Here is a 16,922-nt window from a genome sequence, read left to right on the forward strand (position 1 = left end):
ACCGCCATGCCCGACCCACCGGCCCTCGACACACCGTCGGCAGCCGAGATCGAGAGGGCGAGCCGACGCTTCCTGCTGTACGGGCTGCTGCCCCTGTGGGTGGTCCCCGGCGTCGCCGACTGGTGGATGCACCGGCGTACCCGGATCGAGCACACCACGGGCCTGCGCGAGTCCGCGATGCACGCCCTGATGATGACGGAGGCCGGGGTCCCGGTGGCCCTGGGCCTGTTCGCCCGGATCAACCCGCTCGTGCTCTCCGTCATGGGCGGCGCCGCCGCGGCGCACGGCGCCACGGCGCTCTGGGACGTCCGGATGGCCGTCGACGCCCGCGACGTCGCCCCGTCGAGCAGCACATCCACAGCTTCCTGGAGGTGCTGCCACTGACCGCCCTGTCCTACGCCGCCTGCCTGCACCCCGACGCGGTGCGCGCGACGCTGCGCGGCGGCCCCGGCGAGGACGACTGGCGGCTGCGCGCCAAGCGCCCCCCGCTGCCGAAGCGCTATCTGGCGCTGCTCGCCGCCACGATCGGCGCGGGCGTGGCGCTGCCCTACGGCGAGGAGCTGCTGCGCTGCGCCCGCGTCCGCTGGGGCCGCGCCTGAGACCGCGTCGGTCCGCCAAGCGGTCCCAATCCGGCCGGAGCAGACATGAACACGGCCCGCACCCGGTACCCGGATCCCATGGATCACACCACCGCCCCCGTACTGGAAGCCCTGGACTCCTACCACGCGCACGGCCGGCTCGCCTTCACCCCGCCGGGCCACAAACAGGCGCGGGGAGCCGACGAACAGGCCAGAAGGGTCCTCGGCGACGCCGTGTTCCACTCGGACGTGCTCGCCAACGGCGGGCTCGACGACCGTCGCATGCGGGGCAACGTGCTGCGGCGCGCCGAGGAGCTGATGGCCGACGCGGTCCACGCCGACCACACCTTCTTCACCACGTGCGGCAGCTCGCTGTCCGTCAAGGCCGCCATGCTGAGCGTCGCCGGGCCCCACGAACAGCTGCTCATCGGTCGGGACGTCCACAAGTCCGTGGTCAGCGGGCTGATCCTGTGCGGCATCGACCCCGTGTGGGTCGAACCGCAGTGGGACGCCGAGCGCGGCCTCGCGCACCCGCCGTCCCCGGAGGCGTACGAGGAGGCCTTCGCGCGCCATCCGGACGCCCGCGGAGCGCTGGTCACCAGCCCCACCCCGTACGGCACCTGCGCCGACCTGCGGGCCATCGCCGACCTCTGCCACGCGCGGGGCCGTCCGCTGATCGTCGACGAGGCGTGGGGCGCGCACCTGCCGTTCCACCCCGACCTGCCCGTGTGGGCGATGGACGCGGGCGCCGACGTGTGCGTGACCAGCATCCACAAGATGGGCAGCGGCCTGGAGCAGGGCTCGGTGTTCCACTTGCGCGGCGACCTCATCGACCCGGCCGCCCTGATGTCCCGCGCCGACCTCCTCGGCACCACCAGTCCCTCCGTGATCATCTACGCGGGTCTCGACGGCTGGCGCCGCCAGATGCGGCTGCACGGCCGCGAGCTGCTCGGCGACGCCCTCGACCTGGCGGCACGGGCCCGGCGCGACATCGACGCCATCGACGGCCTCCACGTGTACGGGCCGGACGACCTCACCGGTCCGGGCCTCGCCCACGACCTCGACCCGCTGCCGATCCTCGTCGACGTGGCGGACCTCGGTACGACCGGTTACCGCGTCGCCGACTGGCTGCGTGCCCACCGGGCCCTCGACGTGCACATCGCCGACCACCGCAGGATCGGCGCCCAGCTCACCCACGCGGACTCCCCGGCGACGGTCGCCTCCCTCCTCGACGGCCTGCGCGACGTCGTCGAGCACCGCGCCGAGCTGAGCGGCGCCCCGCACGTCGCGGTGCCCAAGCCGTCCGAGCTCCGTCTGGAGCAGGCCCTGCTGCCCCGCGACGCCTTCTTCGGCCCCGTCGAGGACGTCCCCCTGGAGCGCGCGGCGGGCCGCATCGCCGCCGAGATGGCCACCCCGTACCCTCCGGGCATCCCGACGGTCCTCCCGGGCGAGCGCCTCACCGACCCGGTCATCGGCTACCTGCGCACCGGCATCGAGGCGGGCATGAACGTCCCGGACCCGGCGGACCCGTCGCTGCGGACGATCCGGGTCGTCGCGGAGAACGGCTGACCGGCTACCGCCCTCCCGCGGTCGGCAGCGGCGTCGGCGCGGCGGCGCGCTCGACCCCGGTCCGCTCCGGCCGCGCCGCGCGGGTGCCGTTGAACGCCAGGTTCAGCCCGAACGCCAGGAGCGTCGCGCTCGTCACCGGCGACCCCAGCACGATCCCGACCCCCTCCGGGAACCGCGCGTACAGGTCGGGCGCCACCTCCGGGGCCATGCCGACGCCGATCGACACCGCGACGATCAGCAGGTTGTGCGTGCCGTCGAAGTCGACCTTGCGGAGCGTGCTGATGCCGACCGCGGCGACCGTCGCGAACATCACCAGGCCCGCCGCGCCGACCACCGGCTCCGGCAGCCCGGCCACCAGCGCGCCCAGCTTGGGGACGAGGCCGAGGACGACGAGCATGCCGCCCGCGACCGTGGCGACGTGCCGGCTGCGCACCTTCGTCATCGTCACGAGGCCCACGTTCTGCGCGAAGACCGTGTCCACGAAGGCGTTCATCACGCCGCCCAGCACCCCGGACAGGCCGTCCGCCGCGAGCCCGCGCGCCATGTCGCCGGTCGTCAGCTTCTTCCCGGTCAGCTCCGCGACGGCGATGAGGTCCGCCGTCGACTCGGCGAACAGGACCAGCATGACCACGCACATCGACAGCACGGCCACCGCCGGGAACTGCGGCGCCCCGAAGTGGAACGGCGCGCTGACCCCGACCCAGTCCGCCGTCCGCGCCGCCGAGAGGTCGACCAGGCCGAACGGTACGGCGACCGCCGTCCCCGCCAGCAGGCCCAGCAGCACCCCGGTCTGGGCCAGGAAGCCGCGCCCGAAGCGCGCCACCAGCAGGATCACGATCACGACGAACGCGGCCAGCGCGAGCCGCGAGGGCGCCGCGTGGTCCGCCGCCTTCGGGTCGCTTCCGGCGACCAGGTTCACGCCCACCCCGATGAGGGCGAGCCCCACCACCGTGATCACCACACCGCTCACCAGCGGCGGGAAGAACCGCACGGCCTTCGCGAACGGGTAGGCGATCAGCAGTCCGAACACCCCCGCCGCCAGCATCGACCCGTACACCGCCTGGATGCCGTACTCCCCGGCGATCAGGATCATCGGCGTCACCGCGGTGAAGGCCGCGCCCGCCATCACCGGCATCCGCACCCCGAGGATCCGGCCCACCCCGGCGCCCTGGATCATGGTGACGACGCCCGCGACGAGCAGATCGGCGTTGATCAGTACGGCGACCGTCGCGGCGTCGAGCCCGGCCGCCGCGCCGAACACCAGCGGCACGGTCACACACCCCGTGTACATCACGAGCACGTGCTGGAGGCCCAGCACGGCGAGCCGCCCGAAGCCGGCCTTCGCGAGCGTCGTCACGTCAACCACCCCTCTAGCGCGCGAAGTTCGCGGCGATCCGCTGCTGGATGTAGTCGGCCGCGGTGATCGGCGGGTAGCGGCCCTCCGGCCCCTCGATCACCACGTCACGGTCGGCCTGCGCGAAGAACGCGATGCTGTAGCGGGCCGAGCGGTCGTCGTGCGGGCCCGGCGACTTCACGCGGTGGAAGTTCGACGGGAGCCGGTCGTCGCTCCACCGCATCAGCATGTCGCCGATGTTGCAGGTGATGACGGAGTCCGCCGGCTCGACCGGCGTCCACTCCTGCGCCTCGGCCTCCTTGCCCGGACACACCTGAAGGCCGCCCTGCCCGTCCCGCTGGAACAGCAGCGTCAGGCAGTCGAAGTCGGTGTGCGCGCCCGCCCGCCACACGTCCGCCGGGATCTCGGCGTCCTCGGGCACGGCGAAGTAGTGCAGCATCCGCAGCGTCGACTGGTACTGGGCGCTGGCCGGGTCGTGGGCCCGCGCGAAGAAGCCCTCGGGCAGGCCCAGCCGGTCGGCGAAGCAGGACAGCACCCGCATTGCCAGGTCACGGCAGCGGGCCTCGAACTCCAGCGTGCGCTCCCGGAATCCGGGCAGCACGTCGTCCGGCCACAGGCCGTCCATGTGCGGCCGGGTCAGCTGGTACGACTCCTTCTGGTCGGGCGTCCCGATCGAGGGCCGCACCTGCGTCATGGACTCCCAGCCGGAGTTGAGCCCCTTCTTCAGACCGTGCCGGGCCTTGGTCTCCTCCGGCAGCGCGAAGAAGCGCTCGGCGTCGGCGAACGCCCCGGCCACGACGTCCTGTTCGATGCCGTGGTTGACGAGCTGGAAGAATCCGATGTCGGTGGCGGCGGCCCACAGCTCCTCGGTGATCTCCGCCTTGCGGTGCTCGAAGTCGGAGAGGTCGATCCGGCGGATCTCCCGGGCGGAGGTCTCCGTCCCGGCCCCGCCCATGCGGGTCTCCTTGGCCAACTCGTCGAGCGTGTACGTGGTGTCCTGCGTCATCGCGGCTGTCGCTCCTCGTGTACGGAGTGCGTACGGGACGCAGTCACCGCCCCTGCGCTCCCCACCGCGGGCGCTCAGAGGCCCGCGGGCACGGTCGCTGCGGACCCTGGGGTGGGCCCGGCGCCGTGGGCTGGCGCGGGCCCCGGGTGGACCGGGACCCGCACGCGATGCGATCAGCCTGCCCGGCGTCTGTTACCACCGGGCATCCGGGTGTTACGGCGCCGTAAAGCCCGCAGGGTCACGTGGCCGTGCGGAGCAGCCCGGCGGCCAACTCCCGCGACGGCAGCCGGACATGCTCGCCGTCCCGGACCAGCACCTCGCCGTCCACCAGGACGGCCGCCACGGTCCTGCTGCCCGCGCACGTCAGCAGCGTCGCCCCCGGATCGCGTACGGGGAGGCAGGCGTAGTCGCGGTCGAAGCGGTGCAGGACGAGGTCCGCGGGCATGCCGGCGCGGATCCCGCCGTCCGGGTTCTCCTCGATCCCGAGGACCCGGTTGGCGCCGCCCGCGGCCAGCGCGAACATCTCCGGGAACCCGAACAGATCGGCCTTGCGGCGCGCCGCCCGCTGGAGGTACGCGCCGATGCGCAGCGCCTCCAGGATGTCCTGCGTGTCGTTGCTCGCGGCGCCGTCGACCCCCAGGCCGACACTCAGCCCCGCCGCCAGCATCTCCGGCAGCGGGACGATCCCGCTGCCCAGCCGCATGTTGCTGAGCGGGTTGTACGACACCCCGACGCCGTGCCGCGCGAGGGTGTCCCGGCCCGCCGCGTCCAGCTCCACGCAGTGCACGGCGAGCAGCCGCTCCCACAGGAACCCGGCCCGCTCCAGGTACTCCACGGCGCCGACCCCCGCGTGCTCACGGCACATCGAGTCGTCGGTGGTGGTCTCCAGCAGGTGCAGCGACACGGGCAGCCCGCGCTCGTCCGCGTACGCGCGCACGGCTTCCATCCCCTGCGGCGTCAGACACCGCGGGTTGGGCACGGCGACGCCGACGTCCACCCGGCTGCCGCGCGCCGCGGCGATCAGCTCGTCGGTGTGCGCGAGCGCCTCCTTCAGCGGCTGCATGAGCCGCGGGTCGAAGCCCCACTTGCGGCTCAGGTCCGCCCGGTCGGCGACGCCCCGGCACAGCACGGCCCGCACACCGCTGTCCTTCAGCGCGCGCAGCACCGCCTCGTGCACCTCCGGCGACGGATGCGGCCACATGTGCTCGACGAGTGTCGTCGTACCGCTGCGCAGTGCTTCCGCCGCCGCGGCGGCAGCGGTCGCGTAGGCCCGCTCGGGGGTCAGCAGCGCCGCCTCCTCGCCGACGGCGGAGAGCCACGACAGCAGGGGCAGTCCCTCGCCGATGCCGCGCAGTCCGGCCTGGAAGAGATGGGTGTGGGTGTTGACGAGCCCGGCGGTGAGGTGCCCGCCGTCGCCGTCCAACACCGCTGCTCCGTGGGGCAGTTCGCCGTGCGGGACGAGCGATGTGACCCGTCCGCCGGACAGGTGCACGTCCATGCCGGGCAGCCAGCGGCCCCCGCTGTAGACGGTGACGTTCGTGATCGTGTCGAGGGTCATCGGGCGGACTCCTTGCGCGCACGGGCCGCGCCCGTGTGGTGGAACAGCAGGTTGAGGGCGAACGCCACGATCCCGGTGACGGCGATGCCGCTGTCCAGGACGGTGCGCAGATAGGTCGGCAGCGGCGCGTAGAAGTCCGGGGCGCCGACCGGGATCATGCCGAGCGCGAAGGCGAGCGCGACGGTCAGCAGATTGCGCGCGTCGGTCAGATCGGCGCGCGCCAGGATGCGCAGCCCGACCGCCCCCACGGTCCCGAACATGACGAGCGACACCCCGCCGAGCACCGGACCCGGCACGGCGGCGACGGCGGCGCCGAGCACGGGCACGAACGCCAGCACCACCATCAACACCCCCGACAGCGCCACGACATGACGGCTCTTCACCCGCGTCACGCTCACCAGGCCGACCGACTGCCCGAACGTCACGATGGGGAAGGAGGCGAGCGCCCCCGACAGGACGGTGGCCGCGCCGTCCGCGCGCAGCGCCCGTACGACGGTGGGAGCGTCGTCGCCGCGGCCGACGATCTGGCCGACCGCGAGGGTGTCACCCACGGACTCGACCATGTTCACCAACTGCACGACGAGCATCGCCGCGATGGCCGGGACGACGAACGTGGGCGCCCCGAAGGCCGTCGGATCGGGCACCGTCACGGCGCGCGCGTCCGCGACCCCCGAACCGTCGAACAGGCCGAGCGGCAGCGCCAGTACGGTCCCCACCGCCATGGCGACGAGCACCGAGAACCGGCCGAGCGCGGGCGGCGCCAGCCGCTCCACCAGCACGACGAGCAGCACGGTCACGGCGGCGAGCGCGAGCCCGCGGCCACCGCTGCCGCCCTCCGCGTTGCCGACGACCAGCCCCGCCGCCGACGGCACCAGCGAGAACCCGATCACGGCGATGACCGTCCCGGTGACCAGTGGCGGGAACAGATGCAGACAGCGCCCGAACCACGGCGCGACGGCCAGCGTCACGAGTCCGGACACGACGGTGGCCCCGAACACGGCGGCGAGCCCGTGCTCCTGGCCGATGAGGATGGCGGGGGTGATCGCGGTGAACGTCGAACCCATCACGATCGGCAGCCGCGCCCCGATCCACTTGACGCCCAGCGACTGCAATACGGTCGCGATCCCGCTGACCAGCAGATTCGCGCTGATCAGCAGCCGGATTCTGTCCTCCGGCAGATGCAGCGCCGTGCCCACGAGAAGCGGCATCGTGGCCATGCCCGCGTACGCGACGAGCAGATGTTGCAGGCTCAGCGGCACGAGGCGGCGCAGCGGCGGCCGGACGTCGACGGGGTGGGGTCCAACGCGATCGGGCTCGACGGCGTGCTCGGCGACAGCCATCGTTCCTCCTCACAACTCGGTGGAAGAAGACGGCTGGTTAGCGCCGAAGGGGCGAGGCGCCCGGACGCGCACCGGCCGTTGCAGCCATGACCGGTGTGGGAGCGACCGTAGGGAGCGGGTGTTTCGGCGGCGTTGCGCCGAGGAAACCGGGGCGTGCCCTATGAGCGGGGCGGCGGCACCTGACCCGGTGGCTGCTCCCGCTTGAACGCCCACGCCATCTCGGGCTCCATCGCCCAGTGGAACAGCCGTTGCACGGGCCGCGTGCACAGAGCGGTGATGACGGCCGCCGCGGCCACCGTCACCGTGATCTCACCGAGCGGGGTGTGGATCCAGTCGTGGTCGTACCAGCCCCAGAAACGCGAGCCCTTCGCCAGGAAGCCGTGCAGCAGATAGCCGTACAGGGTGCCCGCGCCGAGCGCCGTGCACCACAGGCGGCGGCTCGGCACCCACGCGAAGAAGCAGGCCATGAGGATCACCGAGCAGGCGAACAGCGCGAGCGTCATCACCGCGCCCGTCCAGCCCGGAGCGCCCAGCTCCTGCGCGCTGTCCCGCCGGTAGAACCAGGCGGCGGTCATCCGCGGCGCCGCCCAGTACGCGACGAGCAGCGCGCCCGCGAACACCGGCACCGCGAGGATCCGGGCCCTGCGGCGCCGCACCAGGCTGAAGTGCTCGGGCCGCAGACACAGCCCCAGTACGAAGAACGGCAGGAACTGGAGGACCCGCTGGAGATCGAGGTCGTCGCCGATGTCGGGGGAGATCGCGGCGAGCACGGCGATCGCGAGGGCCAGCGGCAGCGGAGCCCGGACGATCTTCCACAGCGGCGTGGTGATCCGCCAGATGAACAGCGCGATCAGGAACCACGTCAGATACCAGGGGTCGAGCAGCGTGATCGGGTAGTCCGGGTCGTCGCCCACCGTCCGCTTGAAGAACGTGTACGCCACCTCGAAGATCACGTACGGCACCAGCACGCCCGTGACCAGGCGTTTCAGCCGACGCGGGGTGGCGTCCCAGGAGCGCGAGAAGTAGCCGGAGATCACGATGAACGCCGGCATGTGGAACGTGTAGACGGTCACGTACAGCGCGGACGCCGCCCGGCTGTCCCCGCGCAGCGGCTCCCAGGCGTGGCCGAGCGCGACGAGGACGATCGCCAGGTACTTGGCGTTGTCGAAGTACGCGTCACGACCGTCCGTCTTCATCAGACTCCGTCCCGATCCGGAAACCTCCCGCTCACGCTTCCCGGACCTCGACGATTGCGCAAGTGAAACGGCGACGGAAGGGGTCAGGTCCGGGCCCGGCGCAGCTCCAGCATCGTCAGGAGGCGCTGCTCCGGGTCGTCGAGGTCGATGCCGGTCAGGGCGACCGCGCGGCGGATACGGTAGCGCAGGGTGTTGGGGTGGATGTGGAAGCGTTCGGCGACCGTGCGGACGTCGCCGAACGCGTCCAGGTAGCCGAGGAGCGAGGCGCACATCTGCGAGCCGTACCTGCGGTCGTGCTCGATCAGCGGTTGCAGGGCGGGGTCCCGGATGCCGGGGTGGGCGCGCAGGACGTCGAGGATCTCGCCGAGGACGACGGAGGCCCGCGCGTCCCGGTACGTCGCCACCACCCGCTCCGGGTCCCCGGACAGCACCGCGAGCACCCGGTCGGCCTCCTCGCGGGCGGCCGGCACGTCGGCGAGCCGGTCGACGGGGCTCGCCAGGCCCGCCTGCACGGGGGAGCGCAGATGGCGGCGGAGCGTCGTCACCAACTCGGTCGTCCAGGCGGCCAGTTGGTCGAGGTCCGGGCCGTCCGGGGCGGCGGACCCGTCCGGCACCACGATGTAGAGGCGGCCGTCCAGGCGCGCCACCGTCGCGGTGCGGCGGTACGCGGCGACGTGCAGGGCGACCATCTCCGCCGCCCGCGCCCGACGCAGCTCCTGCTGCGGTCCGCCGTCCGCGTCCGCCTCGTGCAGCTCCACGGCGATCACCACGGCCCCGGAGCGCACCGCGATCCCCAGGTGCCCGGCGAGCGAGGCCGGGCGCAGCCGCCCCGCGAGCAGCCCCGCCGTCAGCTCCTCGCGCAGCCCCGTCTCCGGGCCCCGGCCGCCGGGCTGCCGGATGAGCAGCAGCGCCGCGAGCCGGGCCGCGCCCCGCAGCACCTGCGCGGACCGCTCGGCCAGCGGCGCGTCGCCCTCCTGCACCCAGATCGTGCCGAGCAGCCGCCCACCGGCCGTGATCCCCGTCGCGAGCCGGCGCCTGGCCCCCAGGTCGGGACGTTCCGCCACCTCCACCACGGCCTCGCCCGACCGCAGCCGCTCGTACACCCCGGCCGCCCGCAGCACCGCCAGGTACTCCTCGGGGCAGGCGTGCCCGAGCACGGACAGCCGCCGCACCTCGTCGACCGTGGCGTCCGAGCGCGAGTAGGCGATGGAACGGTTCGCGGGATCCTCCACCGAGACCGCGCCGCCGGTGAGCGAGGCGAGGGTCTGGGCGAGGGAGAACAGATCGCCGTAACTGTGGTGGTCGGCGAGGTCCGGCGCCTGCCGGATCGTGTCGACGACCGTCCGCGCCACCGCCGCGACCTGCTCCCAGCGCGCCTCGTCGTGCACCCCGAGCAGCGCGGTGCCGCACTCGACGGCCGCCTGCCGCAGCGTCTCCAGCGTCTCGTCGTCGGCCGGCACCCGCAGCGCCACCGCGGTGGCTCCCGCCCGGCACACCGCGATCAGCGGCCGCAGCGCCGCCTCGCCGCGCACCCCGATGAGCAGCACCAGCCGCCCCTCGTGGTCGCCGCGCGGCTCCTCGTCCGGCTCCGCGATCACCACGTCGGCCAGCGGCCGGTCGAGCCCGCCCGGCGCGGCGAGCAGCTCGACCAGCGGCCCGGCGAGCGCCGGCACGAGGTGCCGCAGCGTCACCGGTGACTCGGGCGCGGAACGTTCCTTGGACATGGGCGAGGGCCTCCGAGGGGGAGGGGCGGAGGGTGCCCGACGACGCTAGGCGCGCGGGCCGCGCCCCGCCTTTGTCCGTACGGACAGCAGACACCGGGCGAGACTGTCCGGCCGGCCAGCGAACCCGCGCCCGGCGGCCTGGCTGAATGGGAGGACAGGGCGCCGCGCCCCGCGGGCCCCGATCCGCCGACCCGAAAAGGAACCCCGCATGCAGCGCGTCGTCGTCATGGGCGCGGGCCACATGGGCTCGCTCATCGCCGCCGGAGTACGACGGAGCCTGCCCGGAACCCGGCTCGCCGTCGTGGACGTGTCACCCGCCCACATCGCCCGCGCGCGCGAGGCGTGGGGTGTCGAGGCGACACCCCGGTACGCGGGGGAGCCGGGCGACCTCGTCGTCCTGGCCGTGCCGCCGCAGGCGTTCGAGGCGCTCGCCGCGGCCGCGCCCCCGGCCGCGTACGCCGACGCCACCGTGGTGTCCGTGATGGCGGGCGTCGGCCTCGGCACCCTCACGGCCCGCCTGGGGACGACGCAGGTGGTGCGCGCGATGCCGAACGCGGCGGCCGAGGTGGGCGCGGGCCTCACCGTCCTGTGCCCGGCGGCGGACGTCACCGACGCGCGGGCCGCCGCCGCGCGGCGCGTCATGGGCACGGTGGGCGCCGTCGTCGGGACCCACGACGAGGCGGCGCTCGACGCGGCGACCGCACTGTGCGGCGGCGGCCCCGCGTTCACGGCGTGCTTCGCGCAGGAACTGGTCGCGTACGCCTCCGAGGCCGGGTTCGACGCGGCGACCGCACGCGTGATGGCTGCCCAACTCCTCATCGGGACGGCCCGGTTGCTCACCGAGGCGGACCGCTCGCCCGAGGACGTGCAGCGCGCCGTGGCCACGCCCGGCGGCACCACCGAGCAGGGACTGCGGGCGCTGCGGGACGGCGGCCTCGCCGGGACGGTCCGCACCGCACTCGACCGGGCGGCCGCCCGCTCGCGCGAACTGGGACGTGTCGCCGCACTGGGCGCAGGGGTGCCCGCCGAAAGGCCCGCCGCGCACTGATGAGGCGTCATGTGACGGCTGTGCTAAGCGAGTTGTCCGCACGGACAACGTGAGGCGCCAGAGATGTGCCGGGCGGACAGGAGGCCTGGGCGACGCCCCGTTCTAGGTTTCACCCACCGCGACCGGGGAGGACCTCATGCTTCGTACCAGCACGTCCAGCACCGCCCGCACCCGACTGCTCACCGCCGCCGCACCACTGCTCGCCGGCTCCCTGGTCCTGACCGCCTGCGGTTCCCGCGACGAGGGCGACGGCGGCGACAAGGCATCCGGCGGCAGCGGCACCACCACCGTCGTCGTCGGCTTCGACGCCCCGCTCTCCAAGGACCTCGCCGCCGTCGGCCTCGGCATGCGCAACTCCGCCGAACTCGCCGTCAAGCAGGCCAACAAGAGCAGGCTCGTCCCCGGCGTCACCTTCAAGCTCCAGGCCAAGGACGACCAGGCCACCCCGAACATCGGGCAGCAGAACGCCGCCGCGTTCGTCGCCGGCAAGGACGTCGTCGGCGTCGTCGGCGCCTACAACTCCTCCGTCTCCGCCGCGATGCAGTCCACGCTGCACGACGCGCGGATGGTGCAGGTGTCCGGCGCCAACACCGCCGCCACCCTCACCCGGGGCGCCGACTACAAGAACGACCCGAAGCGGGAGTACGACAACTACTTCCGCACCATCTCCACCGACGCCGTCGCCGCGCCCGTCATGGCCGAGTACTTCTACAAGGACCTCAAGGTCAAGAGGATCGCCACCGTCGACGACAAGAAGACCTACGGCACCGGCATCGTCGACAACTTCACCGAGGCGTACAAGAAGCTCGGCGGCAAGGTCGCCATCCACCAGTCCGTGAACCCCGACGAGTCGGACTACGCCGCCGTCGTGAACTCCGTCAAGTCCTCGGCCGCACAAGGGGTGTTCTACGGAGGCGAGTACCCCCAGGCCGGATCGCTGAAGAAGCAGCTCGTCGGCGCCGGCTTCGACGGACCCATGGGCGGCGGCGACGCCGTCAAGGACGACCAGCTCGTCGCCATCGCGGGCAAGGCCGCCGCCGACGGCACCTGCGCCCACTCCGACGGCGCGCCCATCGACACCCTCGACTCCGCGAAGTCCTTCGTCGACGACTACGAGGCCGCCGGATACAAGCAGCCGTACGGTGTCTTCGGCGCCAACGTCTACGACGCGACCACCGCGCTGATGAAGGCCGTCGGCGCCGCCGTCGAGGCGAACGGCGGCACGACCGGTGACATCACGCAGCTGCGGCCCAAGGTCGTCGAGGCCATGCAGAAGGTGTCCTTCGACGGCGCCACCGGCACGGTCGGCTTCGACCGCTACGGCGACAGCGTCAACCAGGTCATCTCCGTCAACTGCGTGCGCGGCGGCGCCTGGAAGGACGGCGTCAAGGTGGTCACCGTCAAGTGAGCACCAGCGAAATCCTCCAGCTCCTCGCCGACGGACTCGTCCTCGGCTCCATGTACGGGCTCATCGCCGTCGGCTACACGATGGTGTACGGCATCCTCCAGATCATCAACTTCGCCCACGGCGAGATCTTCATGCTCGGCGGCTTCGGCGCCCTCTTCGTCTACGCGTGGGTGCCGGGCCTGCGGGCCGTGAACCTGTGGCTCGCGCTCCCCGTACTGCTGTTCGCGGCGGTCCTCGTCTCCCTGGCCGCCGCGGTCGCCGCCGAGCGCTTCGCCTACCGGCCGCTGCGCGGCGCCCCGCGCCTCGCCCCGCTGATCACCGCGATCGGCCTGTCCCTCTTCCTCCAGCAGTTCGTGTTCAACTTCTTCACCCTGCCCGGCAAGTCCGTCGGCGTGACCGCCCCCGTCCCCTTCCCCCAACTCCCGGGCGCGCCCCTGCACGTGGGCGGCGTCACCGTCTCGTACGCCTCCGTCCTGACGATCCTCGTCGCCGGGCTCGCCATGACGGTCCTCACCTGGTTCGTCGGCCGCACCCGCACCGGGCGCGCCATGCAGGCCACCGCGCAGGACCCGAGGACGGCCCGGCTCATGGGCATCGACACCGACCGCGTCATCGTCATCGCCTTCGCGATCGGCGCGGTCCTCGCCGCCGTCGCCTGCCTCACCCAAGGGCTCCGGCTCGGCACCATCTCGTACAACATGGGGTTCATCGCGGGCCTCAAGGGCTTCACCGCCGCCGTGCTCGGCGGCATCGGGCACATCCAGGGAGCCATGCTCGGCGGGATCACCCTCGGCGTCGCCGAATCGCTCGCCTCGGGGCTGCTGCCGCACCTGCCCGCCCTGCACACCTTCGGCGGGTCCGCGTGGAAGGACGTGTGGGCGTTCGTGATCCTCATCGTCGTCCTGCTGGTCCGACCACAGGGCCTGCTCGGCGAACGCCTCGCCACGGACAGGGCGTGATCGCGATGCCACGTCTCCCGCTCGCGCTCCCGCCGCGCCTCGCGAAGCCGCTCGTCGTCGCCGGGCTGCCGCTCACCCTCGTCGCCCCGTTCCTCGCCTGGACCTGGACCTCCCGGTTCCCCGGCAACCTGACGCTCACCGGCTACCCCGGCGGCAGCCAACTCGTCACCCTGGCCACGGGGTTGCTCGCCGCGTACTTCACGGTCGCCGCCCTCGCCGCGCCGAGGCTCGCGCCCCGCGGCGCCGTCCGCGCCCTGAGGGCCGCCGCCCTCGCCGCGCTCACCACCACCTGGATCACCGTCGGCGCGATCACCCTCACGCTCGGGGGAGCGGTCAACGTCGAACCGGGCGGCTGGCTCGCCGCCGCCGGAACGGCGCTGCTCGCAGTCGGCGCGCACGCGCTGCCCGACGACACCGTCGACGACCCGGCGCCCGAGGCCCGCATGCCGCGCGCCGCCGAGGTCGCCGTCATCACCGTGGTGTTCCTCGCCGCGATGTACGTCCTCGCGTACGGCATCACCACCGAGTCCGCCGAGGAGTTCCTGGCGTTCCTGCCCGCCGCCGGGTTCGGCGCCAAGGCACTCGCCGCGAGCGGACTCGCCGCCCGGCTCAGCCGCATCAACGCCCGCAACCGGATCGCGGTCGCCGTCGCCTCGCTCGCCGCCGCGCTCGTCTTCCCGTTCACGCAGACCGGCGACCAGTACACGGCCATCGCCGACAACATCCTCGTGTTCGCGGCGGTCGCCCTCGGCCTGAACATCGTCGTGGGCCTCGTCGGCCTCCTCGACCTGGGCTACGTGGCGTTCCTCGGCACCGGCGCCTACACGGCGGCCCTCGTCTCCGGCTCCACGTTCTCCACCCTGGACATCGACCCGTGGCCGTTCTGGGCGACCGCCCTGCTCGGCATGGCGGTGTCCCTCGTCGCCGGACTCGTGATCGGCGCGCCGACGCTGCGGCTGCACGGCGACTACCTCGCCATCGTCACCCTCGGCTTCGGCGAGATCTTCCGGATCACCGTCAACAACCTCGACGGCCAGTCCGGCCCCTCCCTCACCAACGGCCCGAACGGCATCAACTCCGTGCCGAACCTGGTGGTGTTCGGCTTCGACTTCGGTGAGCCGCACGTCGTCTTCGGTGTCCCCTTCGGCCGGTTCGCCAACTACTACCTGCTGCTCCTCGCGGTCGTCGCGCTCATCGTCTTCGTCTACGCGCGCGTGGGCGACTCCCGGATCGGGCGCGCCTGGATCGCGCTGCGCGAGGACGAGAAGGCCGCCACCGCCATGGGCATCGAGGGCTTCCGCTACAAGCTGCTCGCCTTCGGCCTCGGTGCTTCCCTCGCCGGACTCGCCGGCACCGTCATGGCCCACCTCCAGACCAACGCCGTCCCCGAGAACTACAAGTTCGCCGACACCGCCCCGCCCAACTCGGCGTTCCTGCTCGCCGCCGTCGTCCTCGGCGGCATGGGCACCGTGGCCGGGCCGCTGGTCGGCGCGGCGCTGCTCTACCTCGTCCCCGCCAAGTTCGAGTTCTTCAGCCGCTACCAAATGATGCTGTTCGGCCTCGCCCTGATCCTCATGATGCGTTTCAGGCCGGAGGGGCTCGTCCCGGACCGCAAACACCAGCTGGAGTTCCACGACGATCCGAACGCCCAGATTGCGAAGGCCCCGGTATGAGCCCCACCGCAGCACCTCTGCTGGAGGCCCGCGGCGTCACCATGCGCTTCGGCGGACTCACCGCCGTCGACGCCGTCGACCTGACCGTCGCCGAGAACGAGATCGTCGGCCTCATCGGGCCCAACGGCGCCGGCAAGACGACCTTCTTCAACTGCCTCACCGGCATGTACCTCCCCACGGACGGCGCCGTCCTGTTCGCGGGCACCCCGCTGCCGCCGCGCCCGGCGAAGGTGACCCGGGCCGGCGTCGGACGCACCTTCCAGAACATCCGCCTCTTCGCCAACATGTCGGCCCTGGAGAACGTGATCGTGGGCCGCCACACCCGCACCCGCGCGGGCCTGCTCGCGGCGCTCGGCCACGGCCCGCGCTACCGCCGCGAGGAACGCGAATCCCGCTCCCGCGCACGGGAGTTGCTGGACTTCGTCGGCCTCGGCGCGCACGAACACCACCTCGCCCGCAACCTCTCCTACGGAGCCCAGCGCCGCCTGGAGATCGCCCGCGCCCTGGCGAGCGAGCCACGCCTGCTGCTCCTCGACGAGCCGACCGCCGGGATGAACCCGCAGGAGACCCGGGAGACCGAGGAACTGGTGCGGGCGGTGCGCGACCAGGGCGTCGCCGTCCTCGTCATCGAGCACGACATGCGTTTCATCATGAATCTCTGCGACCGCGTCGCCGTCCTCGTCCAGGGCACCAAGCTCGTCGAGGGCGCCCCCGGCGCCGTACAGGCCGACGAACGTGTCGTCGAGGCGTACCTCGGCGCACCCGACGACGAGGAGTCCCCCGTATGAGCAGCCTCCTCGAAGTGGCCGGGCTGAGCGTCGCCTACGGGAAGGTGGAGGCCGTCAAGGGTGTCTCCTTCACCGTCGACGAGGGGCAGGTCGTCACCCTCATCGGCACCAACGGCGCGGGCAAGACCACCACCCTGCACACCCTCAGCGGCCTGCTCGCGCCCACGTCGGGCAGCGTCCGCTTCGCCGGACGGGACCTGGCCGGAGTCCCCGCCCACGAGGTCGTCGCCCTGGGCCTCGCCCACTCGCCCGAGGGCCGGCACATCTTCCCCCGCCTCACCGTCGAGGAGAACCTGCTGCTCGGCGCGTTCCTGCGCAAGGACGTCGACGGCATCGCCGACGACACCGAGCACTCCTACGAGCTGTTCCCTCGGCTGCGCGAACGGCGCACGCAGGCCGCGGGCACGCTCTCCGGCGGAGAGCAGCAAATGCTCGCCATGGCACGGGCGTTGATGTGCCGTCCGAAGCTGCTCATGCTCGACGAGCCGTCGATGGGCCTGTCCCCGATCATGATGAAGAAGATCATGGCGACGGTCGCCGAACTGAAGGCCACCGGCACCACCATCCTCCTCGTGGAGCAGAACGCGCGCGCCGCCCTGGCCCTCGCGGACCGCGCGTACGTCATGGAGACCGGCCGCATCGTGCTCTCCGGCAGCGGTGGCGACCTCCTCGCCGACGACAGCGTCCGCAAGGCCTACCTCGGCGAGGACTGACGGCCCCG

The 16,922-nt window shown here is 72.8% G+C and carries 13 protein-coding genes and 1 pseudogene; 8 read left to right on the top strand and 6 right to left on the bottom strand.

Features of this window, described 5'->3' with window-relative positions; all coding sequences use genetic code 11:
• Positions 1–6: 6 nt before the first annotated feature.
• Positions 7–599 (top strand): annotated as a pseudogene (locus ACYBSK_RS13455) (diguanylate cyclase).
• 78 nt (positions 600–677) lie between these two features.
• A complete protein-coding gene (locus ACYBSK_RS13460) occupies positions 678–2,147 on the top strand; it encodes an aminotransferase class I/II-fold pyridoxal phosphate-dependent enzyme (protein ID WP_460246208.1) in 1,470 nt (489 codons plus the stop codon).
• Between the two features lie 4 nt (positions 2,148–2,151).
• On the opposite strand, the gene ACYBSK_RS13465 is transcribed toward ACYBSK_RS13460, so the two are convergent.
• From ACYBSK_RS13465 to ACYBSK_RS13490, 6 genes are all read right to left on the bottom strand, one after another.
• Positions 2,152–3,513: a nucleobase:cation symporter-2 family protein gene (locus ACYBSK_RS13465; protein WP_460246209.1), complete on the bottom strand. Its 1,362-nt coding sequence runs from the start codon at positions 3,511–3,513 to the stop codon at positions 2,152–2,154.
• 4 nt (positions 3,514–3,517) lie between these two features.
• The gene (locus ACYBSK_RS13470; protein WP_460246211.1) at positions 3,518–4,507 is read right to left on the bottom strand and encodes an isopenicillin N synthase family dioxygenase; all 990 of its coding nucleotides are present in this window, start codon (positions 4,505–4,507) and stop codon (positions 3,518–3,520) included.
• A gap of 238 nt (positions 4,508–4,745) precedes the next feature.
• On the bottom strand, positions 4,746–6,065 hold the full coding sequence (locus ACYBSK_RS13475) for an amidohydrolase family protein (RefSeq protein ID WP_460246212.1): 1,320 nt from the start codon (positions 6,063–6,065) through the stop codon (positions 4,746–4,748).
• A complete protein-coding gene (locus tag ACYBSK_RS13480; protein WP_460246213.1) occupies positions 6,062–7,405 on the bottom strand; it encodes a uracil-xanthine permease family protein in 1,344 nt (447 codons plus the stop codon). The genes ACYBSK_RS13475 and ACYBSK_RS13480 overlap by 4 nt, the downstream gene beginning before the upstream one ends.
• A gap of 158 nt (positions 7,406–7,563) precedes the next feature.
• A complete protein-coding gene (locus ACYBSK_RS13485) occupies positions 7,564–8,601 on the bottom strand; it encodes an acyltransferase family protein (protein ID WP_460246214.1) in 1,038 nt (345 codons plus the stop codon).
• An 83-nt stretch (positions 8,602–8,684) separates the two neighbouring features.
• Positions 8,685–10,325, bottom strand: coding sequence for a helix-turn-helix domain-containing protein (locus tag ACYBSK_RS13490; protein ID WP_460246215.1), 1,641 nt, complete (start codon positions 10,323–10,325; stop codon positions 8,685–8,687).
• 208 nt (positions 10,326–10,533) lie between these two features.
• Between ACYBSK_RS13490 and ACYBSK_RS13495 the strand changes: the two genes are divergently transcribed.
• The 6 genes from ACYBSK_RS13495 to ACYBSK_RS13520 all read left to right on the top strand — a co-directional run bounded on the left by ACYBSK_RS13495 (position 10,534) and on the right by ACYBSK_RS13520 (position 16,914).
• Positions 10,534–11,373: a pyrroline-5-carboxylate reductase family protein gene (locus tag ACYBSK_RS13495; RefSeq protein WP_460246216.1), complete on the top strand. Its 840-nt coding sequence runs from the start codon at positions 10,534–10,536 to the stop codon at positions 11,371–11,373.
• 136 nt (positions 11,374–11,509) lie between these two features.
• A complete protein-coding gene (locus tag ACYBSK_RS13500) occupies positions 11,510–12,781 on the top strand; it encodes a branched-chain amino acid ABC transporter substrate-binding protein (RefSeq protein ID WP_460246217.1) in 1,272 nt (423 codons plus the stop codon).
• 50 nt (positions 12,782–12,831) lie between these two features.
• A complete protein-coding gene (locus tag ACYBSK_RS13505; RefSeq protein ID WP_460247017.1) occupies positions 12,832–13,740 on the top strand; it encodes a branched-chain amino acid ABC transporter permease in 909 nt (302 codons plus the stop codon).
• Positions 13,741–13,745: 5 nt separating this feature from the next.
• Entirely contained in the window at positions 13,746–15,413 is a 1,668-nt protein-coding gene (locus ACYBSK_RS13510; protein ID WP_460246218.1) for a branched-chain amino acid ABC transporter permease, read from the top strand.
• A complete protein-coding gene (locus ACYBSK_RS13515; RefSeq protein WP_460246219.1) occupies positions 15,410–16,201 on the top strand; it encodes an ABC transporter ATP-binding protein in 792 nt (263 codons plus the stop codon). Before ACYBSK_RS13510 ends, ACYBSK_RS13515 begins: the two co-directional genes overlap by 4 nt.
• Positions 16,198–16,914 carry an ABC transporter ATP-binding protein gene (locus tag ACYBSK_RS13520; RefSeq protein WP_460246220.1) on the top strand — a complete coding sequence of 239 codons (717 nt, stop codon included), beginning with the start codon at positions 16,198–16,200 and terminating at the stop codon, positions 16,912–16,914. Before ACYBSK_RS13515 ends, ACYBSK_RS13520 begins: the two co-directional genes overlap by 4 nt.
• Positions 16,915–16,922: the final 8 nt, after the last annotated feature.

This window comes from Streptomyces sp. BYX5S (assembly GCF_054724165.1).

Coding starts and splice junctions, on each gene's coding strand:
- ACYBSK_RS13520 (WP_460246220.1), top strand. CDS start 16,198: ATGAGCAGCCTCCTCGAAGTGGCCGGGCTGAGCGTCGCCTACGGGAAG.
- ACYBSK_RS13480 (WP_460246213.1), bottom strand. CDS start 7,405: ATGGCTGTCGCCGAGCACGCCGTCGAGCCCGATCGCGTTGGACCCCAC.
- ACYBSK_RS13485 (WP_460246214.1), bottom strand. CDS start 8,601: ATGAAGACGGACGGTCGTGACGCGTACTTCGACAACGCCAAGTACCTG.
- ACYBSK_RS13515 (WP_460246219.1), top strand. CDS start 15,410: ATGAGCCCCACCGCAGCACCTCTGCTGGAGGCCCGCGGCGTCACCATG.
- ACYBSK_RS13495 (WP_460246216.1), top strand. CDS start 10,534: ATGCAGCGCGTCGTCGTCATGGGCGCGGGCCACATGGGCTCGCTCATC.
- ACYBSK_RS13510 (WP_460246218.1), top strand. CDS start 13,746: ATGCCACGTCTCCCGCTCGCGCTCCCGCCGCGCCTCGCGAAGCCGCTC.
- ACYBSK_RS13470 (WP_460246211.1), bottom strand. CDS start 4,507: ATGACGCAGGACACCACGTACACGCTCGACGAGTTGGCCAAGGAGACC.
- ACYBSK_RS13500 (WP_460246217.1), top strand. CDS start 11,510: ATGCTTCGTACCAGCACGTCCAGCACCGCCCGCACCCGACTGCTCACC.
- ACYBSK_RS13505 (WP_460247017.1), top strand. CDS start 12,832: ATGTACGGGCTCATCGCCGTCGGCTACACGATGGTGTACGGCATCCTC.
- ACYBSK_RS13475 (WP_460246212.1), bottom strand. CDS start 6,065: ATGACCCTCGACACGATCACGAACGTCACCGTCTACAGCGGGGGCCGC.
- ACYBSK_RS13460 (WP_460246208.1), top strand. CDS start 678: ATGGATCACACCACCGCCCCCGTACTGGAAGCCCTGGACTCCTACCAC.
- ACYBSK_RS13490 (WP_460246215.1), bottom strand. CDS start 10,325: ATGTCCAAGGAACGTTCCGCGCCCGAGTCACCGGTGACGCTGCGGCAC.